Raw genomic sequence first — 21,458 nt, 5'->3', positions numbered from 1 at the left:
TTGGGGTCGAGTCACGGCTCAACCAGGAAGGCTGCATTAGATAGGACGGATGAGAATGAGAAACCCGTCTATTTAAATGAAAGAAAATGTTTCAAGGCGACCGGCGGGCCGCGCCGGCGCGGGTTAATTTTCCCTCCGTGCCATCCGTTTCCCATGGACGACCGAGCTGTCCCGCTCGTTGCCCCTTTTTACGGATGACCGCCGATGAATGCACAAGACGCCCGCAACCTTGCCCGCCGATTCCTTGAATTGCCGCCGCAAAAGCGCAGGATCTTCTTGCAGGCACTGGCCCGGGAGCAGGTCGATTTCGCCCAGTTCCCCCTGGTAGCCGACGTGCAGGCGCCCGAGCGCGGCCTGCCGTCCTATGCCCAGCAACGCATGTGGTTCCTCTGGCAGCTGGAGCCCGAGGGCGCGGCCTACAACCTGCCGGGCGCCGTGGCGCTGGACGGGCCGTTGGACCGCGCGGCGATGGAGCAGGCCCTGGCCTGCCTGGGCGAGCGTCACCAGACCTTGGCCAGCGCTTTCCAGCTGGATGGCGAGCGCGGGCTGCAGCAGGTGCCGGCGGCGCAGCCGATGCGGGTGGTGTTCGAGGACCTGCGCGAACTCGACCCGCAAGCCCGCGAGGCTACCGTCCGCGAGCGCGCTGAAGTTCAGGCGCGCGAGCCGTTCGACCTGCAGCAGGGACCGCTGTGGCGGGTGCGCCTGTTGCAGTTGGAGGCGCAACGCCATGTGCTGCTGCTGACCTTGCACCACATCGTCTCCGATGGCTGGTCGATGAATGTGCTGATCGACGAGTTCATCCGCTGCTACGACGCCTTCGCCCGTGGCCAGGCCATGCCGCTGGCGCCGCTGCCGTTGCAGTACGCCGACTACGCGCTATGGCAGCGCGCCTGGCTCGAGGCCGGCGAGCAGGAGCGCCAGCTGGAATACTGGCAGGCAGCCCTGGGTGACGAGCACCCGGTGCTGGAACTGCCCATCGACTTCCCGCGCCCGGCCACCCCCAGCCATCGCGGCACGCGCCACGGCTTCGCCATCGACGCGGCGTTGGCCGAGCAACTGCGCAGCTTCGCCCAGCAGCACCAGGCCAGCCTGTTCATGGTCTTGCTGGCGGCGTTCGACGCCTTGCTCCACCGCTACAGCGGCCAGGCCGACCTGCGCGTCGGCGTGCCCATCGCCAACCGCAACCGCGCCGAGGTCGAGGGGCTGATCGGCTTCTTCGTCAACACCCAGGTGCTGCGCTGCCAGCTGGACGCGGACACCACCGTCGCGCAACTGATTGCCCAGGTGCGCGACACCGCCCTGGGCGCCCAGGCGCACCAGGAGCTGCCGTTCGAGCGCCTGGTCGAGGCGCTGAAGCTTGAGCGCAGCCTGGCGCACAACCCGCTGTTCCAGGTGATGTACAACCACCAGCCGCTGGTCACCGACCTGACGGCCCTGCAGACCGAGTCCGGCATCCGCTTCGGGGTGATCGAGTGGGAAGGGCGCACCACCCAGTTCGACCTGAGCCTGGACACCTGGGAGAAGGGCGGCCGGCTGCATGCGGCGTTGACCTACGCCGACGAACTGTTCGCTCCCGAGACCATCGCGCGCATGGCCGAACACTGGCTCAACCTGCTGCGGGCGATGGTCGCCGACCCGAGCCAGGCCGTCTCGCGGCTGCCGATGCTGGGGCAGGCGGAACTTGAGCGTCAGATGCACGCGTGGAACCCGGCAGGCGATGGCTACGACAGCCTGTCGCGCATCGACCAGTGCATCGTCCAACAGGCCCAGGCACGGCCCGAGGCCCTGGCGCTGGTGCACGGCGAGCGCCGCTACAGCCATGCCGAACTCGACCGCTGGGCCAACCGCCTGGCCCAGCGCCTGGTCGCCGCGGGCGTGGGGCCGGAGGTACGGGTCGGGGTGGCGCTGCCGCGCACACCGCAACTGGTGGTGGCGCTGCTGGCGGTGTTCAAGGCCGGTGGCGCCTATGTGCCGTTGGACCCGGACTACCCGGCCGAGCGGGTCGCCTACATGCTCGAGGACAGTGCCGCGCGCCTGGTGCTCAGTGATGGCGAAGTCGCCGAGCGTCTGGGGTTGCAGGCCTGCTGCGAAGTCTTGTTGGTGGACGGCGACGAGCAGTCCCTCGAAGCCTGGCCGGCCGAGCCACCGGTCAACCGTGCTTCGGCGCAGAACCTGGCCTACGTGATCTACACCTCCGGCTCCACCGGCCGCCCGAAAGGCGTGGCCATCGCCCACCGCAACGTCCTGGCCCTGCTGCACTGGTCGCGCCAGGTGTACCGCGACGAGGATATCCAGGGCGTGCTGGCGTCCACCTCGATCTGTTTCGACCTGTCGGTGTGGGAGCTGTTCGTCACCCTGGCGGCGGGTGGCTACATCGTCCTGGCGCGTAACGCGCTGGAGCTGCCTGAGTTGCCGGCGCGCGACCTGGTGCGGCTGGTCAACACCGTGCCGTCGGCAATCGCCGCGCTGCTGCGTGGCGGGCAACTGCCTGCCGGCGTGCGCATCGTCAACCTGGCCGGCGAACCGCTCAAGCAGCGCCTGGTCGATGAGCTGTACGCGCTGCCGGGGCTTGAGCACGTCTACGACCTGTACGGCCCCTCCGAGGACACCACCTATTCGACCTGGACCCGCCGCCAGGCCGGGGGCCGCGCCAGCATCGGCCGGCCACTGCCGCATACCGCGGCCTACCTGCTGGACAGCCAGCTACAGCCACTGCCCCAGGGCTGCGGCGCCGAGCTGTACCTGGCCGGCGCCGGCATCACCCGTGGCTACCTGGGGCGCCCGGCGCTGACCGCCGAGCGCTTTGTGCCCGACCCGTTCGCCGGCGACGGTGGCCGCCTGTACCGCACGGGCGACCTGGTGCGCTACCGCGAGGGCGGCGAGCTGGAGTACATCGGCCGCATCGACCACCAGGTCAAGGTGCGGGGTTTCCGTATCGAGCTGGGCGAGATCGAGGCGCGCTTGCAGGCGCAGGCAAGTGTTCATGAGGTGGCGGTGCTGGCGCCGGATGGGCCCAGTGGTCGCCAGCTGGTGGCCTATGTGGTGCCGGTCGATGCCCAGCTGGTCGAGGATGCCGGCGCGCAGGACGCCCTGCGTGGCACCCTGCGCGCAGCCCTGGGCGAGCACTTGCCCGACTACATGGTGCCGGCCGCGATGCTGTTCCTCGCGCGACTGCCGCTGACCCCCAACGGCAAGCTCGACCGCAAGGCCCTGCCAGCGCCGGACGCTATGCAGGCACAACGTGAGCACGTGCCGCCCAGTGGCGCGCGCGAGCAGGCCCTGGCGCAGATCTGGCAGGCGTTGCTGGGGCTGGAGCAAGTGGGCGCGCTGGACAACTTCTTCGAGCTGGGCGGCGACTCGATCGTCTCCATGCAGGTGGTCAGCCGCGCCCGCGAGGCGGGCCTGGCGCTGACCCCCAAGGATATCTTCCAGTTCCAGACCATTCGTGGCCTTGCCCAGGTCGCCGGCCAGGCCCAGGCGCAGGTGGAGCAGGGGCCGGCCAGTGGCGAGGTGCCGTTGACGCCGATCCAGCACTGGTTCTTCGACCAGGCGATTCCGGCCCGTGGGCATTGGAACCAATCGCTGTTGCTCGACGCCCAGGCACCGCTGGACGCCAACCTGCTGGGCAAGGCCCTGGCGCACCTGCTGGAGCACCATGACAGCCTGCGCCTGCGCTTTGTCGAACAGGAAGACGGCTGGCGCCAGCACTATGCCGAGCAGGCTGGCGAGGTGCTCTGGTTGCGCCAGGCGCAGGACGATGCCGAAGCCCTGGCCCACTGCGAAGCGGCCCAGCGCAGCCTGGATCTTGCTGCCGGCCCGTTGTTGCGGGTGATGCTGCTGACCCTGCCCGAGGGCCGCCAGCAGTTGCTGCTGGTGCTGCACCACCTAGTGGTCGATGGGGTGTCCTGGCGCGTGCTGCTCGATGACCTGCAGCAGCTCTATCGCCAGCTGCTGGCCGGCCAGCCCGCGCGCCTGCCGCTGCGCGGCAGCAGCTACCAGGCCTGGGCCCGCCAGTTGCACGACGCGTTGCCGCGCTTCAGCGACCAACTGCCGTGGTGGCAGGCGCAGTTGCAGGCCGCGTCGGTGGCCGAGCTGCCCTGCGACAACCATGCCGGCGCCCTGGAAAACCGCTACGAACAGAAGATCGAAAGCCGTTTCGACGCACAGCTCACCCGTGAGCTGCTGCAGGTGGCCCCGGCCGCCTACCGGACCCAGGTCAACGACCTGCTGCTGACCGCCCTGGCCCGGGTGCTGTGCCGCTGGACGGCGGCACCCGGCGCGCTGATCGAGCTGGAGGGCCATGGCCGCGAGGACCTGTTCGATGGCCTCGACCTGTCGCGCAGCATCGGTTGGTTCACCAGCCTGCACCCCTTGCTGCTGGTGCCGGGCGACGAGCCAGGCGCGGCAATCATTGCGGTCAAGGAGCAGTTGCGCGCGGTGCCGGACAAAGGCCTCGGCCACGGCCTGCTGCGCCGCCTGGGCGATGCCGCGACGCGCCAGGCCCTGGCGGCGCTGCCGCAGCCACGGGTCACCTTCAACTACCTGGGCCAGTTCGACCGCCAGTTCGACGCGCAGGCGCTGTTGCGCCCTGCCACCAGCAGTGGCGGCCAGGCCCAGGACCCACGGGCGCCGCTGGCCAACTGGATGACGGTCGAAGGGCAGGTGTACGGCGGCGAGCTGGCCCTGCGCTGGGGCTTCAGCCGCGAGATGTTCGCGCCGGCGCGTATCCAGGCCCTGGCCGATGATTTCAGCGCCGAACTGCGCGCCCTGGTAGCGCATTGCTGCGCCCAGGAGCCGGGCCAGGCCAGTGCCTCGGACTTCCCCCTGGCCGGCCTCGACAGCGCAGGCCTGGCCGGGCTGCCGCTGCCGGTCACCCAGCTGGAAGATCTCTACCCGTTGTCGCCGATGCAGCAGGGCATGCTGTTCCACGGGCTCTACGAGTCCACCGGTGGCGACTACATCAACCAGATGCGCGTGGACGTCGACGGCCTGCAACCACAGCGCCTGCGCCAGGCCTGGCAACAGGCGGTGGACGCTCACGCCATCCTGCGCACCGGTTTCGCCTGGCAGGGCGAGCTGCCGCGCCCATTGCAGATGGTGGTGCGTCAGGCCGAACTGCCCTGGCGCGAGCTGGACTGGAGTGGCCGCGATGACCTCGACCAGGCCCTGGCGCAGCTGGCCCGGGACGACCGCGCCGCAGGCTTCGACCTGCATTGCCCGCCGCTGTTGCGCCTGACCCTGGTGCGCACCGGCCCGGCCCGCCACCACCTGATCCAGACCTGCCACCACCTGCTGCTCGACGGCTGGAGCAATTCGCGCCTGCTGGGCGAGGTGCTGCAGCGCTACGCGGGACAAACGCCAGCGCCGGCCCAAGGGCGCTACCGCGACTACATCCAGTGGCTGCAAGGCCAGGACCTGGCGCTCAGCGAGGCGTTCTGGCGCGATCAGCTGGCGCCGCTGGAAACCCCGACCCGGCTCGCCCACGCCTTGCCCGCGCCACAGGCCGAAGCCGGCCATGGCGACCATTACCAGCGTTTCACCCCGGCCTTCAGCGAACGCCTGGGCGCCTTCGCCAGGCAGCAGAAGGTCACGGTCAACACCCTGGTGCAGGCGGCCTGGCTGCTGTTGTTGCAACGCTGCACCGGCCAGGATTGCGTGGCGTTCGGCGCCACCGTGGCGGGGCGCCCGGCGCAGTTGCCGGGCATCGAGCAGCAGATCGGCCTGTTCATCAACACCCTGCCGGTGATCGCCCGGCCTGGCCTGGCCCAGCGCCTGGGCGACTGGCTGCAGCAGGTGCAGGGCATCAACCTGGCCCTGCGCGAGCACGAGCACACGCCGCTGTACGAGGTCCAGCGCTGGTCGGGGCAGGGCAGCGATACACTGTTCGACACCCTGCTGGTGTTCGAGAACTACCCGCTGTCCGCCGCGCTGGCCGAGTCCGCCCAGGCTGGCGTGCGCTTCGGCAATGTCGGCAACCTTGAGCGCACCAACTACCCGCTGACCCTGGCGGTGACCCTGGGCGAGCGCCTGGAGGTGCACTACAGCTACCTGCGTGCAGCTTTCACCCGCCAGGCCGTGGAAGCCTTGGCGGCCCAGCTCGAATGCCTGCTGGCGCAGTTCATCGAAGGCGACGCGCAGGTGCTGGCAGCGTTTGAAACAGTGCCGAGTGATGCACGCCAGACTTTGTTGGCGATGCCACCAGCGGTTCTGGGTATTGAACAGTCGCTTTGGCTGCACCAGCTGATCGAGGCGCAGGCCCTGCGCACGCCGGATGCCATTGCCTTGGTCGCCGACGGGCAGTCGCTGAGCTATGCCTGGCTGAACGGCCGGGCCAACCAGCTGGCGCACCGGCTGGTGGCCGAAGGCGTCGCCCCCGACGTGCTGGTCGGTATCGCCCTGCCACGGGGCGCCGACCTGATCGTCGGCCTGCTGGCGATCCTCAAGGCCGGCGGCGCCTATGTGCCGCTGGACCCTGAATACCCCGCCGAGCGGCTGGGCTACATGCTCGACGACAGCGGCGTGGACCTGGTGCTCGGCGATGCCCGTGGCGAGGCGCTGCTCGCCGGGCGTCACGCACGGTTGCTGCGGGTCGACCAGTTGGCCTTCGCAGGCGATGACCAAGGCGCGCCGCAAGTGGCGCTCGATGGCCACAACCTGCTGTGCCTGCTGTATACCTCCGGTTCGACCGGGCGGCCCAAGGGCGTGGCGCTCGAACACGGCGCGCTGTTGCGCCACCTGCTGACCATGCAGCGCTTCTACCGCATCGACAGCGCCGACCGCTTCCTGCATTTCGCCTCGCTGAACTTCGACTGGGGCACCGAGCAATGGCTGTTGCCGCTGATCAGCGGCGCCCGCTGCATCCTGCGCGGCGAGGGGCTGTGGAGCACCGAGCAGGCGCTGGAAGTCATCGAGCGCGAGCAGGCCAGCCTGGTCTACTTCCCCACCCAGTACGCCTGCCAGATGGCCGCGCTGGCCGCAGGCCAGGGGCGGGCGCCGTCGGTGCGCTCGTTCAACGTGGCGGGCGAGGCCTTCCCGCGTGAAGGTTTCGAGCAAATCCAGGCGGTGTTGCAGCCGCGCTACATCGTCAACGGCTACGGCCCTACCGAGACGGTGATCACACCGTTCCTGTGGGAGGCCGAAGGCGATACTCGCTTCACCTCGGCCTACGCGCCCATCGGCCGACCAGTGGCCGGGCGCAGCGCCTACCTGCTGGCCGAAGGCCTGGCGCTGCAAGGCGATGGCCTGGTGGGCGAGCTCTATATCGGCGGTTGCGCCCTGGCCCGTGGCTACCACGCTCGACCCTCGATGACCGCCGAACGCTTCGTGCCGGATCCGTTCGCCAGCACGCCGGGGGCGCGCCTTTACCGCAGTGGCGACCTGGTGCGGCGCCTGGCTGACGGCCAGATGGAATACATCGGCCGGGTCGATCACCAGGTCAAGATCCGTGGTTTCCGGGTCGAGACCGGCGAGATCGAAGCGCGCCTGCTGGCTCGCGACGAGGTCGCCGAGGCGGCGGTGGTCGCCGTGCCGGGGCCATCCGGGCAACAACTGGTGGCCTACGTGGTGCCATGCCAGGGCCCGCTGGCCGAGCGTGAGGCCCAGGCCCAGCTGTGCGAAGGGCTGCGTGCGGCGCTGGCCGACGACCTGCCCGACTACATGCAGCCGGCCCATTGGCAGGTGCTGGCGGCGTTGCCGCTGACGCCCAACGGCAAGCTCGACCGCAAGGCCCTGCCGCAGCCCGACACGCGCCTGCTGCAACAGGCCCACGTGGCCCCGCGCAGCGAGCTGGAGTGCCTGTTGGCGCGCCTCTGGTGCGAAGTGCTGGAACTGCCGGAAGTCGGCTTGCAGGACAACTTCTTTGACCTGGGCGGCCATTCGTTGCTGGCCACCCAGGTGATCAGCCGGGTGCGCCACACCCTGGGACTCGACCTGCCGCTGCGGGTACTGTTCGAAGCCCGGGATCTGGCGCAGTTCGCCGCCGCCGTCGAGCGCGCCGAGGCGCCGGGGCAGGGTGCGCCGGCCCCAGTGCTGCAAGCGCTCGATCCGCGTCAGCGCCAGCCGTTGTCGTTCGCCCAGCAACGCCTGTGGTTCCTATGGCAACTGGAGCCGCAGAGCTCGATGTACAACATTCCGCGGGCCTTGCAGCTCGATGGCGAGCTGGATGTCGAGGCTGTACGCCAGGCCTTCCAGGCCCTGCTGGCGCGCCACTCGGTGTTGCGTACCACCTACGCCCAGGACGGCGGTGACAGCTGGCAACAAGTGCAACCGGACATGGCGCTGCCGTTCACCCTGCATGACTTGCGTGAATTGCCTGAGGCGAAGCGCGAGGCGGCGGTGGCCGAGGCTCTGGAGCATGAGGCGCGTGCGCCGTTCGACCTGATCAATGGGCCGCTGCTGCGCGTGGCCCTGCTGCGCCAGGCCGACCGCCAGCACCTGCTGCTGGTGACCTTGCACCATATCGTCGCCGACCACTGGTCGTTCGGCATCCTGCTGCGCGAGTTCGTCGCCCTCTACGACGCCGCCGTTGCCGCCACGCCGGCAAGCCTGCCGGCGCCGGGCCTGGCTTATCTCGACTTCGCCGTGTGGCAGCGGCAATGGCTGGAGGCCGGGCAGCTGCGCCGCCAGCTGGACTACTGGCAGCGCACCCTGGGCGATGACCATCGCCTCACGCGCCTGCCGGGCACGGCTCAGCCTGGTGTTGCCGGCGGCACCTGCCAGGTGCACGCCTTCGACTTCCCCGCGCCCCTGGCCGAGGCCCTGCGCGCCTGCGCCAAGGCCCGTGGCCTGACCCTGTACATGCTGTTGCTGGCGGGCTTCTCGCTGGTGCTGGCGCAGCGCTGCGACAGCCGCCGCCTGCGCCTGGGCACCGACGTGGCCAACCGCAACCACGCCGGGGTTGAAGAAATGGTCGGCTTCTTCGTTAACCAACTGGTACTGCAGCTCGAGCTGGACGAGCAGGCCAGTGGCGCGCAGTGGCTGGAACGCTGCCGCGACGTGGTGATCGGCGCGTCCGACCACCAGGACCTGCCCTTCGACCGTTTGGTCGAGGCCCTGCGTTTGCCACGCCAGGCCGGGCGTTCGCCGTTGTTCGCGATCAAGTTCATCTACCAGGAAGGCAGCCTGCCGATGCAGGCGCCGCAAGGCTTGGAGGTGACCAGCCGCGAAGCCGGGCAGGGCGCCACGGAGCTGGACCTGATCGCCGAGTTCGTCAACGGCGCCGACCGCCTCACCGCAGCCTTCAAGTGCGATGCCAGCCTGTTCGCCGCCAGCGACATGGCCGACCTGTTCGCCCAGCTGCAAGGGGTGTTCGAGCGCTTGCTGGCCCAGCCCGAGGCGCCGTTGGCCGAGCTGCTGGCCCATGCGGCGCAGGTCCAGGCCACGGCCACCCAGGCGCGCACCGAGGCGCGCCAGGCGCAGCTCAAGGCCCAGCATCCGATGCGCCGGCGCGCACGCGGGGTCGAGCTGCAGTAGCCACAGTCATCGCCGGCGGCCTGCCTGGCCGCCGGCTTCACCGAACGGGAGAGGGAAATGTCCAAGAGCGAGGCGCAAGCCATACCGATGCTGGCCAAGGGGCGGCGCAAGAGTCTGAGCGTGGACCAGGACAGCCTGGTGGAATTCTCGCCGATGTTCGAAGGCAGCAGCCTGCCGCTGCTGTGCACGCCGAAGGTGCCGGGCGTGGGCCTGGCCCAGTGGGCCGGGCAGAACCGCGAACTGATCGAGCGCAAGCTCGACCAGCACGCCACCATCCTGTTCCGGGGCTTCGCGGTGCAGGACATCAACGAATTCAACCAGTGCGTCGACGCGATCTCCGGCGGCGCCCTGGAATACCTGTTCCGCGCTTCGCCACGGACCCAGATCACCCGTTCGCTGAACGTCTACAGCTCCACCGACTACCCGTCCGCCGAGCGGATCTTCCCGCACAACGAGCACTCCTACTCGCCGGTGTTCCCGCTGCACCTGTACTTCTATTGCGACGTGCCGTCGCCCACCGGCGGCGAGACGCCATTCGGCGATACCCGGCTGATCCTGCCGCGTATCGACCCCGAGGTGCGCGAGGCGTTCGAGCGCAAGGGCGGGGTGCTCTACGTGCGCAACTACGGCGATGGCATGGGCCTGCCGTGGCAGACCGTGTTCCAGACCGAAGACCGCGCCGAGGTCGAGGCCTACTGCGCGAAGATCGGCATCACCCCGGAGTGGAAGCCCGGCAACCGCCTGCGCACGCGGCAGAAGGGCCCGGCCATGGTGCGCCACCCGCGCACCGGCGAAGTGGTGTGGTTCAACCACGCCACCTTCTTCAACGCCCTGACCCTGCCGGAAAGCATCCGCGACAGCCTGCGCGCCGAGTTCGCCGACGACGACCTGCCGCAGAACACCTTCTACGGCGACGGCAGCCCGATCCCCGAGGCGCATATCCGCCACCTGCAGCAGATCTACCGCGACGTCATGGTCGAGTTCCCCTGGCAGAAGGGCGACGTGGTGATCCTCGACAACATCCTCACCATCCACGCGCGCAACGGTTACACCGGGCCGCGAAAAATCCTCACCGCCATGGCCATTCCGTTGAAGAGCCATGAAGTGGCACTGGGCCAAGGAGTCCAAGCATGACCGCCAGCAACCCCGCAGAAATCTTCCAGGCCTCGGCGCAACAGGTGCTGGTGCTCCAGGCCGGGCAGGGCCAGCCACTGGCCGCCAGGCTGCTGATGGAAACCCCCGCCGGGCTGAACCTGCTGGCCCTGGAGCAGGCCCTGCGCACCCTGTGCGAGCGCCACGAGGTGCTGCGTACCCGTTATGTGCAGGTGCCCGGCCTGAAATTGCCGGCCCAGGAAATCCACCCGCAGGCCAGCCTGCAGGTGCTGGCGGTCGACACCCTGGAACAGGCCCGTGATCGGGTAGCCCAGGGCTTGGCGCAATACCCGCTGGTCGCCGCGCTGTGCCCCGGTCAGCTGCTGCTCGGCGTGGCCCTGGCCAGCGCCGACGAACAGGCCCTGCGGCAACTGGCCGATGAACTCGGGCAGCTGTTGCGCGGCGCGTCTCTGGAACCCTTCGATGCCTTGCAGTACGCCGACTATGCCGCCTGGCAGGGTGACCTCGCGCAGGAGGCCATCGGCCTGGAAGGGCGGGCCTTCTGGCGTGGCCTGCTGAGCAATGCGGCGCACCCGTTGCCGCTGCCGTTCGAGCGGCGCCAGGCGAGCGCGCAGGTGCCGGTGGCCGAGCAGGTCGGTAATGGCGTCGCTGCCGCGTTGGACGCGCTGGTCGCGGCCGCGCAGGTCGAGCGCGAAGATGCCCTGGCCCTGCTGTGGGGCGCGTTCCTCGCCGAGCTGGGGCAGCAACCTGGGCTGGTGCTGGGGCTGGAGGTCGATGGCCGCAACGAACAGCTCGAACAGACGCTGGGGCATTTCGCCCGGCAACTGCCGCTGGTGCTGAGTTTCGACAGCACCCGTGGCCTGGGCGAGCAATTGCCTGGCCTGGCAGGTCAATTGAGCCAGGCCCGCGCCTGGCTGGACTGCCTCGACGAGGCCGACCTTGGCGAGGCCGCCGTGCCGGCCTATGCCTGTGGTCTGCGCAACCAGGCGCCGGACGACCGTGTGCAGCTGGAACTGGACTGCCCACGCGCGCAGAAGCTGTTGCTGCGGGTCGATGGGCAATTGCTGCGCCTGTCCAGCCCGGCCGGCCGCTATGCCGTCGAGCAACTGGCGGCCTGGCTGGCGCAATTCGATACCTTCGCCGGTGCCTTGGCCAAGGACCTCGATCAACCCCTGGCACGCCTGGCCACGGTCGATGCCGCCCAGCAGGCGCAACTGCTCGCGCGCTTCGACCGCAGCGACGCGCTGGAGGCCGTGCCGGGCCAGACCCTGCATGGCCTGTTCGAGCTGGCGGCGACCAAGCAGCCGCAGCACATCGCCCTGCACGTGGGCGAGCAGACCCTCGACTACGCCACCCTCGACCAGCACGCCAACGGCCTGGCCGCCGTCCTGCGCCAGCGCGGTGTTGGCGCCGACAGCGTGGTGGCGGTGTATGGCGAGCGCTCGGTGGAGATCGTCGTCACCCTGCTGGCGATCCTCAAGGCCGGTGGCGCCTACCTGCCGCTGGACCCCAGCTACCCGGCCGATCGCCTGTCGTTCATGCTTCATGACGCCAAGGCCCACAGCCTGATCACCCTGCGGCCGCTGGCCGAAGGCATCGAAGTGGCCGACGGCGTCGAGCGCCTGGCCCTGGAAGGCGGCCTGCCACCGGCCCAGGCCGAGGCGCCGCAGGCGCCCATCAGCGCCGATAACCTGGCCTACGTGATCTACACCTCCGGCTCCACCGGCAAGCCCAAGGGCGTGATGATCAGCCATGCCAATGCCTGCGCCTCGACCCGCGCCCGCGCGGCGTTCTACCAGGCGCCGCTGCGTCGCTTCCTGATGCTGTCGTCGTTCTCCTTCGACAGCTCCGTGGCCGGGATCTTCTGGACCCTGGGGCAGGGCGGCACGCTGTACCTGCCCGAAGAAGAGGCGCACAAGGATCCGGTGCGCCTGGCAGCGCTGGTCGAAGGCGAGGCGATCAGCCACTTCCTGGCCCTGCCGTCGTTCTACGCGCAGATCCTCGAGCACCTGCGCCAGCCTGAGCTGGCCTGCGTGATCGTGGCCGGCGAGGCCTGCCCGGTGGACCTGCCTGCCGCCCATTATCAGCGTCTACCGCACACCTTGCTGGTCAACGAATACGGGCCGTCGGAGAGCGCGGTCTGGTGCTCGGCCCATGCCGTGGAACAACAACCGCCCCACGAGCGCATCTCGATCGGCGGCGCCATCGCCGGTGCGCGCCTGCGGGTGCTGGACCGCGATGGCGAGCTGGTCGGCTTTGGCCGTGAAGGCGAGCTGTTCGTCGGTGGCCCGGGCCTGGCCCGGGGTTACCTGCAGCGTCCCAGCCTGACCGCCAGCCGCTTCGTGCCGGACCCGTTTGCCCGCACGCCGGGCGAGCGTCTGTACCGCACCGGCGACCGGGTCAGCCCGGGCACCGACGCGACCCTGGACTACCTCGGGCGCCTGGATTTCCAGCTCAAGCTGCGCGGTTTCCGTGTCGAGCTGGGCGAGATCGAAGCGCGCCTGGCGCAGTTGCCTGACGTGCGCGAGGCGGCGGTCGTCGTGCGCGAGACCGGTGGCGGCGCCCAGCTGGCGGCGTTTGTGGTCTTGGCCGAAACCGCTGCGGGCGGCGTGGAGATCCAGCTGCTGGAGCGTCTGCGTGAACAGTTGCCGGAATACATGGTGCCGGCTTACCTGCGCGCCCTCGACCGCTTGCCGCTGACCCCCAACGGCAAGCTCGACCGCAATGCACTGGCCGCCGTGCAGGCCGAGAGCCGCGAATACCAGGCACCGCGCAACGAACTGGAAGCAACCCTGGCGCAGATCTGGCAGGAGGCCCTGCAACTGGAACGGGTCGGTGTGCACGACAACTTCTTCGCCCTGGGCGGCCACTCGCTGCTGGCCACGCGGATCCGCTCGCAAGTGCAGGCCCAGTTGAACCTGGACCTGCCGCTGCGGGTGTTCTTCGAGGGCGAGACCGTGGCGTTGCTGGCCGAGCAGGTTGAGCGACATCGTGGCTCCGGCGCCAGCGACGCCAAGGCCGATGCCCTGGAAGCGCTGTTCGATGCGGTGGAGGACGTATGACCCAGCTGTCCGACCGCATGCAGGCCCTGGCCAGGCGCTTCGCCGCCCTGGCCCCGCAGGAGCAGAAAGCGCTGCAAGGGCGCATGCGTGAACAGGGGCTGTCGTTCGACCTGCTGCCGATTCCGGCACGCGAGGATGACCAGCCGGTGCAGGCGTCGTTCGCTCAGCAGCGGCTGTGGCTGCTGTGGCAGCTCGACCCGCAGTCCAGCGCCTACAACCAGCCGGCGTTGCTGCGTGTGCGCGGTGACTTCGACCGCCAGCGCCTGGCGCGCAGCCTGCAGGCGCTGGTGGCGCGCCACGAGGCGCTGCGCACCAACTTCCGCCAGGACGAGCAGCGCGTGCTGCAGGTGATCCATGGCTTGCGCGAGGTCGAGGTGGACGAGCAGGACCTGCGCCAGGCCAGCGCCCAACAACTGCAGGACGTCATCGCCGAGCGCTCGGCGCGGCCGTTCGACCTGGAGCGTGACCTGCTGTTGCGCGCCAGCTTGCTGCGTACCGGCGAGACGGAGTGGGTGCTGGTGTTCTGCACCCACCACATCGTCACCGATGCCTGGTCGATGCCGATCCTGGTCAACGAGGTGCTGGGTCACTACCAGTCCCAGGCCGACGTCGCGCCGCTGGCCATCCAGTACGCCGACCACGCCCGCTGGCAGCGCCTGTGGTTGGAGGCCGGCGAGGCCGAGCGTCAGTTGGGCTACTGGCGCGAGCGGCTGGGCGCGGCGGACGACGAGTTGGAGCTGCCGTTCGATCATCCGCGCCCGGCGCGCCGCGGGCAGCAGGGGGCGCGGGTGGCCGTGGCCTTGCCCGATGGCCTGGGCGCGTCGCTGCGCCGCGTTGCCGCCGAGCATGGCTGCACGCCGTTCATGGTGCTGCTGGCCAGCTTGCAGGTACTGCTGTTCCGCTACAGCGGCAGCGAGGTGGTGCGGGTCGGCACGCCGGTGGCCAACCGCACCCGCGCCGAAGTCGAGGCGTTGATCGGTTTCTTCGTCAACACCCAGGTGCTGCAGGTCGAGCTGGACGGTCGCCAGCCGTTCAGCGCGGTGCTGGCCCAGGTGCGCCAACGGGTGATGGAGGCCCAGGCCAACCAGGACCTGCCGTTCGAACACCTGGTCGATGCCCTGCAACCGCAGCGCAGCCTCGACCGCACGCCGCTGTTCCAGGTGCTGTTCAATCACCAGGCGAGCCGTGGCGAGGCGGTGAGCTGGCAACTGCCCGGCGTCGAGCTGGCGCCACTGGAACTGACCCGCGAATTCGCCCGTTTCGACCTGACCCTCAGCACCGAGGAGCAGGGCGATCAGCTCAAGGCGTCGTGGCTGTACGCCTGCGACCTGTTCGAGGCCGCTACCATCGAACGCCTTGGCCAGCACTGGGCGCTGCTGTTGGAGCAGGCCCTGGCCGAACCCGGCCAGGCCATCGAGGCGCTGCGCCTCGAAGCGCCGACTGCGCCTGTTCAGGCCGAGCCGGCAAGTGCGGCCAGCACCTGGTTGCACCAGCGTTTCGCAGCCCAGGCCGCGGCGCATCCCGAGCGCCTGGCGCTGGTCGACGGCCCGCGCTCGCTGAGCTATGCCGCCCTTGACGCCCGTGCCAATCACCTGGCCGCACGCTTGATCGCGCGCGGAGTGACGCCTCGCTCGCTGGTGGCACTGAGCGCCGAGCGCCGCCTGGAAACCCTGGTCGGCCTGCTCGCCGTGCTCAAGGCCGGCGCCTGCTACGTGGCCCTCGACCCACAGTTCCCGCGTGAACGCTTGGGCCAGATGCTTGAAGACAGTGGCGCGCAGTTGGTCCTGGCGCCCTCCGACCAGTTCGAACGCTTCAGCGGGTTCGAGGGTGTCGCCACCTGCCTGCTGGACGATGCCCTGCAAGCCCCAGAATGCGCCGAGGCCGCCCCGGCCATCGAAGTATTCGGTGACGACCTGGCCTATGTGATCTTCACCTCGGGTTCTACCGGCCGTCCCAAGGCCGTGGGCGTGGGCCACGGGGCCCTGGCCAACTACCTCGACGGTATCGAACAACGCCTGCCGCTGGCCGACGTGCGCAGCATGGCGCTGGTCTCGACCCTGGCCGCCGACCTCGGCCACACCGTACTGTTCGGCGCCCTGGCGGCAGGCCGCACCCTGCACCTGGTGGACGCCGACACGGCGGTCGACGGCCAGGCGTTCGCCGCCTACATGAGCGCGCATGCCGTCGACGCGCTGAAGATCGTGCCATCGCACCTGGCCGCGCTGCTGGCCGGCGACAATGCCGCCGTGCTGCCGCGCCGCTGCCTGGTGCTCGGCGGCGAGGCCAGCCCGCCCGCGTTGCTGCAACGTGTCCAGGCCCTGGCGCCGCAGTGCCGCCTGGCCAACCATTACGGCCCGACCGAGACCACCGTCGGCGCCTTCACCTGCCAGCTCGACGATGTGCGGGTCGCGCCGCCCCTGGGCGCGCCGTTGCCCAACCTGCGTGCCCATGTGCTCGACGCCGCCTTGAACGCGGCGCCGGTCGGTGGCCAGGGCGAGCTGTACCTCGGTGGCGCGGGCCTGGCCCGGGGATATCTGGGCCAGCCGGGGCTGACCGCCGAGCGTTTCGTGCCCGACCCGTTCGGCGCGGCCGGGCAGCGCCTGTACCGCACCGGCGACCGCGTGCGCCAGTATGCCGACGGCGCCTTGCGCTACCAGGGCCGTGCCGACCAGCAACTGAAGATTCGCGGCTACCGGGTCGAGCCCGGCGAAATCGAACGCCAACTGCTCGCTCATCCTGCGGTGGGTGAGTGCGTGGTGGTCGGCCAGCCCGGTGCCAACGGCCTGCAACTGGTCGTCTATGTGGTGGCCAAGGGCGCCGAAGTGGTGGCTGCCGAGGCGCTCAAGGCGTTCCTGCGCGAGCGCGTCTCGGCACACCAGGTACCCGCCCATGTGCTGACCCTGGCGGCGCTGCCGCTGACCGCCAACGGCAAGCTCGACCGCCGCGCCTTGCCATTGCCGGCGCCGAATGCCGCCAAGGCCGCTGGCCAGGCACCGCGCGATGCGCTGCAAGCGGGCCTGCTGGCGGTCTGGCAGCAGGTGCTGGGGCGCGAAGACATTGGTGTCGACGACAACTTCTTCGAACTGGGCGGCGACTCGATCATCGCCATCCAGATGGTCAGCCGGGCGCGCAAGGCAGGCCTGAACCTGGCCGCCCGCGATGTATTTGCCCACCAGACCATTGCCACGCTGGCGCTGGTGACGCGTGAACAGGCACAGCAGGTCATCGACCAGGGGCCGGTGCAGGGCGAGGTGCCGCTGACGCCGATCCAGCAAGGTTTCTTCGAAGGCCGCATTCCCCAGCAGCACCACTGGAACCAGGCCGTGCTGTTGCAGCCCGAACGACGGCTCGACGCGCAGTGGCTGGAAGGCGCGTTACAGCGCCTGGTGCGTCACCATGACGCCCTGCGCCTGCGGTTTGCCGCCGAGGGCGAGGGCTGGCGCCAGTGGCACGGCCCTCTCGACGAGCAACCGCTGCTGTGGCAGCGCGACGTGGCGAACGACGAGCAGTTGCAGGCCTGTTGCGAACAGGCCCAGGCTAGCCTCGACCTTGGTGAAGGGCCGCTGTTGCGTGCCGTGCTGGCCACTCAGGCCGATGGCAGTCAACGCCTGCTGCTGGTGATTCACCATCTGGTGGTCGACGGCGTGTCCTGGCGGATCCTGTTGGAAGACCTGCAGCAGATCTACACGGCGTTGGCCTTGGGCCGCGAACCGGAGTTGCCGGCCAAGACCAGCGCCTGGCGTGACTGGGCCACGCGCTTGGCTGGGTATGCCGGCAGCGAGTCCGTGGCGGGCGAACTGGCGGGTTGGCTGGCGCGCCTGCAAGGCGCCGACGCCGCGCTGCCGTGCGACGACCCGGCCGGCTCGCTGGAGCAGCGCCACGCCCAGGTGGTCAATGGGCAACTGCCCCAGGAGCGAACCCGTGAATTGCTGCAGGCCGCCGGCAGCGCCTACCGCACCCAGATCAACGACCTGCTGCTGGCCGCGCTGGCCCAGGCCGTGAACCGCTGGAGCGGGCGCCCCGATGTGCTGGTACGCCTGGAAGGGCACGGTCGCGAAGACCTGTTCGAGGACATCGATCTGTCGCGCACCGTGGGCTGGTTCACCAGCCTCTATCCGGTGCGCCTGACGCCGCACATGGCGCCAGGTGACTGCATCAAGGCGGTCAAGGAGCAGTTGCGCGCCATACCCGGCAATGGCCTGGGCTTCGGCCTGCTGCGCCATCTTGCGGCGCCTGAAAAGCGCCAGGCGCTGGCGGCCTTGCCGGTGCCGCGCATCACCTTCAACTACCTCGGCCAGCTCGACCAGGGCTTTGACGCCGACGCCTGGCTGCGCCCCTGCGCCGGCCCCAGCGGCGACACCCGCGCCGCCGCCGCGCCCCTGGGCAACTGGCTGACGCTCAACGCCCAGGTCTACCAGGGGTGCCTGGGGCTGAGCTGGACGTTCAGCGGACAGATGTTCGCCCGCGAGCGTATCGAACAGCTCAACGGCCTCTACCTCGAAGCCTTGCAGGGCCTGATCCAGCATTGCTGCCTCGACGGCGGCGAGGGTGTCACGCCTTCGGACTTCCCCCTGGCCGGCCTGGCCCAGGCGCAGCTCGATGCCTTGCCAGTGGCGCCTTCGGCCATCGCCGACGTGCTGCCCCTGACGCCGATGCAGCAGGGCATGCTGTTCCACAGCCTCTACCAGCCGGCCGGCAGCGCCTACCTCAACCAGATGCGCCTGCAGGTGCAGGGCCTGGATGTCGAGCGCTTCGTCCAGGCCTGGCAGGCCTGCGTCGACCGCCATGACGTGCTGCGCGCCAGCTTCCACTGGCAGCATGGGCTGGAGCAGCCGCTGCAGGTGGTGCACAAGCACCTGGCCGTTCCCCGCGAGCTGCACGACTGGCGCGGTCGCGATGATCTGGCCAGTGCCCTGGACGCACTGGCGGCCAGCGACCTGGCGCGTGCCTTCGAGCTCGACCAGGCGCCGTTGCTGCGCCTTGTCGTGGTGCGTACCGGCGAGGACGACTGGCACCTGATCCAGACCACCCACCATATCCTGCTGGACGGCTGGAGCAGCTCGCGCCTGCTGGGTGAGGTGCTGCAACGTTACGCCGGGCAGGACTGCAGCACACCGGCCAGTAGCTACCGCCCTTACCTGGGGTGGCTGGCGAAGCAACCGGCGGACGCCAGCGAGGCGTTCTGGAAAGCGCGCCTGGCCGAGCTGGCGGAGCCCACCCGGCTGGCCGATGCACTGGCCGATGGCAGCGAGCGAGAGGCCGCGCCGGGCAGCTTCGCCGAGCGCGTCAGCCGCCTGGGCGTGGCTGACACCGCACGGCTGAAAGCCTTCGCCAGGCAGCAGAAGGTCACCGCCAACACGGTGCTGCAGGCTGCCTGGCTACTGTTGTTGCGCCGCTACACCCAGCAGGACTGCGTGGCCTTCGGCGCCACCGTGTCGGGGCGCCCGGCGCAGTTGCCGGGCATCGAGGAGCAACTGGGGCTGTTCATCAACACCTTGCCGGTGATCGCCCAACCCGAGGCGCAACTGACCGTGGGCCAGTGGGTGCGCCAGGTGCAGGACCTCAACCTGGCCATGCGCGACCACGAGCACACGCCGCTGTACGAGATCCAGCGCTGGGCCGGGCAGGGCGGTGGCGCCTTGTTCGATCACATCCTGATCTTCGAGAACTACCCGGTTTCGGCGGCGCTGGAGCAGGGCGCGCCGGCCGGCCTGCGCTTCAGTGATTCGAGCAAGCGCGAACGCACCAGCTATGCCTTGACCCTGTCGGCAGGCCTGGAAGAGGACCTGGTGCTGCAGTACAGCCATGCGTGCGACGTTTATGGCCGCACTGCTATCGAGCAGCTGGATCGCCACCTGCAAGGCCTGTTGCGGGCGTTCTGCGAGGATGACCAGCGCTGCCTGGGCAGCCTTGGCCTGCTGGCGGCGCATGAACAGGCGCAAGTAGTCGAGGCGTGGAACGCCACGGCGGTGCCCTTCGCCGACGACCAGTGCCTGCACCAACTGATCGAGGCCAGCGCCGCACGCGCGCCAACCGCACCCGCCCTGAGCGTGGCCGGCGAAACCCTCGACTACGCCACCCTCAACCGCCGTGCCAATCGCCTGGCCCGACGCCTGCGTGCGGCCGGTGTAGGCCCGGACGTGCTGGTGGGTATCGCCGTGGAGCGTGGCGTGGAGCTGGTGGTGGGGCTGCTGGCGATCCTCAAGGCCGGCGGCGCCTACGTGCCGATGGACCCGGAATACCCGGCCGAGCGCCTGGCGCACATGGTCGAAGACAGCGGTGCGCGGTTGGTGCTGACCCAGGCCCACCTGCGCGGCGCGCTGGCACTGTCGGCCGGTGTCGAGGCGCTGGAACTGCAAGCCGGCGAAGACTGGCTGGCGGAGTTTGACGGCGACAACCTGGCCAACCTGGCCGCGCCGAGCAACCTGGCCTACGTGATCTACACCTCCGGCTCCACCGGCAAGCCCAAGGGCGTGGGCGTGCGCCACGACGGCGTGCTGAACTTCCTGGCCAGCATGCTCAAGCAGCCGGGCATCGACGCCAGTGACCGTGTGCTGTCGCTGACCTCGCTGTCGTTCGACATCGCCGGCCTGGAGCTGTACGGCAGCCTGCTGGCCGGCGCCTGCATCGTGCTGGTGGAGCGGGCCACGGCCCGTGACCCGCAAGCCTTGCTGGCCGCGATAGACACCGAGCGGGTCAGCGTGGTGCAGGCCACCCCGTCGACCTGGCGGATGCTGCTGGACAGCCCGCAGGCGGCGAGCCTGGCCGGGTGCAAGGCGCTGTGCGGCGGCGAGGCGCTGGCGCCGGACCTGGCGGCGCGGCTGATCGAGCGCTGCGGCCATGTGTGGAACCTGTACGGCCCGACCGAAACCACCATCTGGTCGGCGCTGCACTACCTGGACGCGGGCCACCCGCAGGTGCTGCTGGGCCGGCCGCTGGACAACACGGCGCTGCTGGTGCTGGACGCCGACCTGCAACCGGTGCCGGTGGGCGTGGCCGGCGAGCTGTACATCGGCGGCGCGGGCCTGGCGCGGGGCTACCACCAGCGCCCGGGGCTGACTGCCGAGCGCTTCCTGGCCAGCCCGTTCGCCGACGGCGAGCGAATCTACCGCACCGGCGACCTGGCGCGCTTCGACGGCCAGGGCCGCCTGGAATACATCGGCCGTGCCGACCACCAGGTGAAGATTCGCGGGTTCCGCATCGAGCTGGGCGAGATCGAGGCGCAGCTGCTGGCCCGCGCCGAAGTGCGCGAAGCGGCGGTGGTGGCCCGCGACACCGGCCTGGGCACGCAGCTGGTGGGCTACCTGGTGCCGGCGGACGCGGCGCTGGTAGAGGCGGGCGAGGCCCAGCAGGTGCTGCGCGAAACCCTGCGCGCGGCGTTGGGCGAGGCGCTGCCTGAGTTCATGGTGCCGGCACAGCTGATGCTGCTGGCGCGCATGCCGCTGACCCCCAACGGCAAGCTCGACCGCAAGGCGCTGCCGGCGCCGGACGCAAGCCTCGCCCAGGCGCGCTACCAGGCGCCGCGCAGCGAGCTGGAGTGCCAGCTGGCGCAAATCTGGGCCGAGGTACTGAAACTGGAGAAGGTCGGCCTTGCCGACAACTTCTTCGAATTGGGCGGCCATTCGCTGCTGGCCACCCAGGCCACCGCCAGGGCGCAGCAGGTGTTGCGCGCCAGCCTGCCGCTGGATGCCATGTTCAGGGCTAAATCGCTCGAGGACTACGCCGTCTGTATAGCACCACACCTCAATACAGACTTCGAAGAAAACCTGAGTGACATGCACGACTTCCTGACTGAACTGGAGCTGGAATGAC

At 69.6% G+C, this 21,458-nt stretch carries 4 protein-coding genes; all 4 read left to right on the top strand.

Annotated elements, in window-relative coordinates; genetic code table 11:
• Positions 1 to 204 precede the first annotated feature (204 nt).
• From PSEEN_RS14945 to PSEEN_RS14930, 4 genes are read left to right on the top strand one after another with little or no spacing between them, the layout of a single operon-like run.
• Entirely contained in the window at positions 205 to 9,471 is a 9,267-nt protein-coding gene (locus tag PSEEN_RS14945; protein ID WP_011534379.1) for a non-ribosomal peptide synthetase, read from the top strand.
• Between the two features lie 57 nt (positions 9,472 to 9,528).
• Positions 9,529 to 10,605 (top strand): TauD/TfdA family dioxygenase, encoded by a 1,077-nt coding sequence (locus PSEEN_RS14940; protein WP_011534378.1) that lies wholly within the window; start codon positions 9,529 to 9,531, stop codon positions 10,603 to 10,605.
• Positions 10,602 to 13,646, top strand: coding sequence for a non-ribosomal peptide synthetase (locus PSEEN_RS14935; RefSeq protein WP_011534377.1), 3,045 nt, complete (start codon positions 10,602 to 10,604; stop codon positions 13,644 to 13,646). Before PSEEN_RS14940 ends, PSEEN_RS14935 begins: the two co-directional genes overlap by 4 nt.
• On the top strand, positions 13,643 to 21,457 hold the full coding sequence (locus PSEEN_RS14930; protein ID WP_011534376.1) for a non-ribosomal peptide synthetase: 7,815 nt from the start codon (positions 13,643 to 13,645) through the stop codon (positions 21,455 to 21,457). Before PSEEN_RS14935 ends, PSEEN_RS14930 begins: the two co-directional genes overlap by 4 nt.
• Position 21,458 lies beyond the last annotated feature (1 nt).

Origin of the sequence: Pseudomonas entomophila L48 (genome assembly GCF_000026105.1) — a bacterium.
GTDB classification, from domain to species: Bacteria; Pseudomonadota; Gammaproteobacteria; order Pseudomonadales; family Pseudomonadaceae; genus Aquipseudomonas; species Aquipseudomonas entomophila.
The sequence above is the reverse complement of the archived record's forward strand: the minus strand, read 5'-3'. Positions and strand labels throughout refer to the sequence as shown.

Coding starts and splice junctions, on each gene's coding strand:
- PSEEN_RS14940 (WP_011534378.1), top strand. CDS start 9,529: ATGTCCAAGAGCGAGGCGCAAGCCATACCGATGCTGGCCAAGGGGCGG.
- PSEEN_RS14935 (WP_011534377.1), top strand. CDS start 10,602: ATGACCGCCAGCAACCCCGCAGAAATCTTCCAGGCCTCGGCGCAACAG.
- PSEEN_RS14930 (WP_011534376.1), top strand. CDS start 13,643: ATGACCCAGCTGTCCGACCGCATGCAGGCCCTGGCCAGGCGCTTCGCC.
- PSEEN_RS14945 (WP_011534379.1), top strand. CDS start 205: ATGAATGCACAAGACGCCCGCAACCTTGCCCGCCGATTCCTTGAATTG.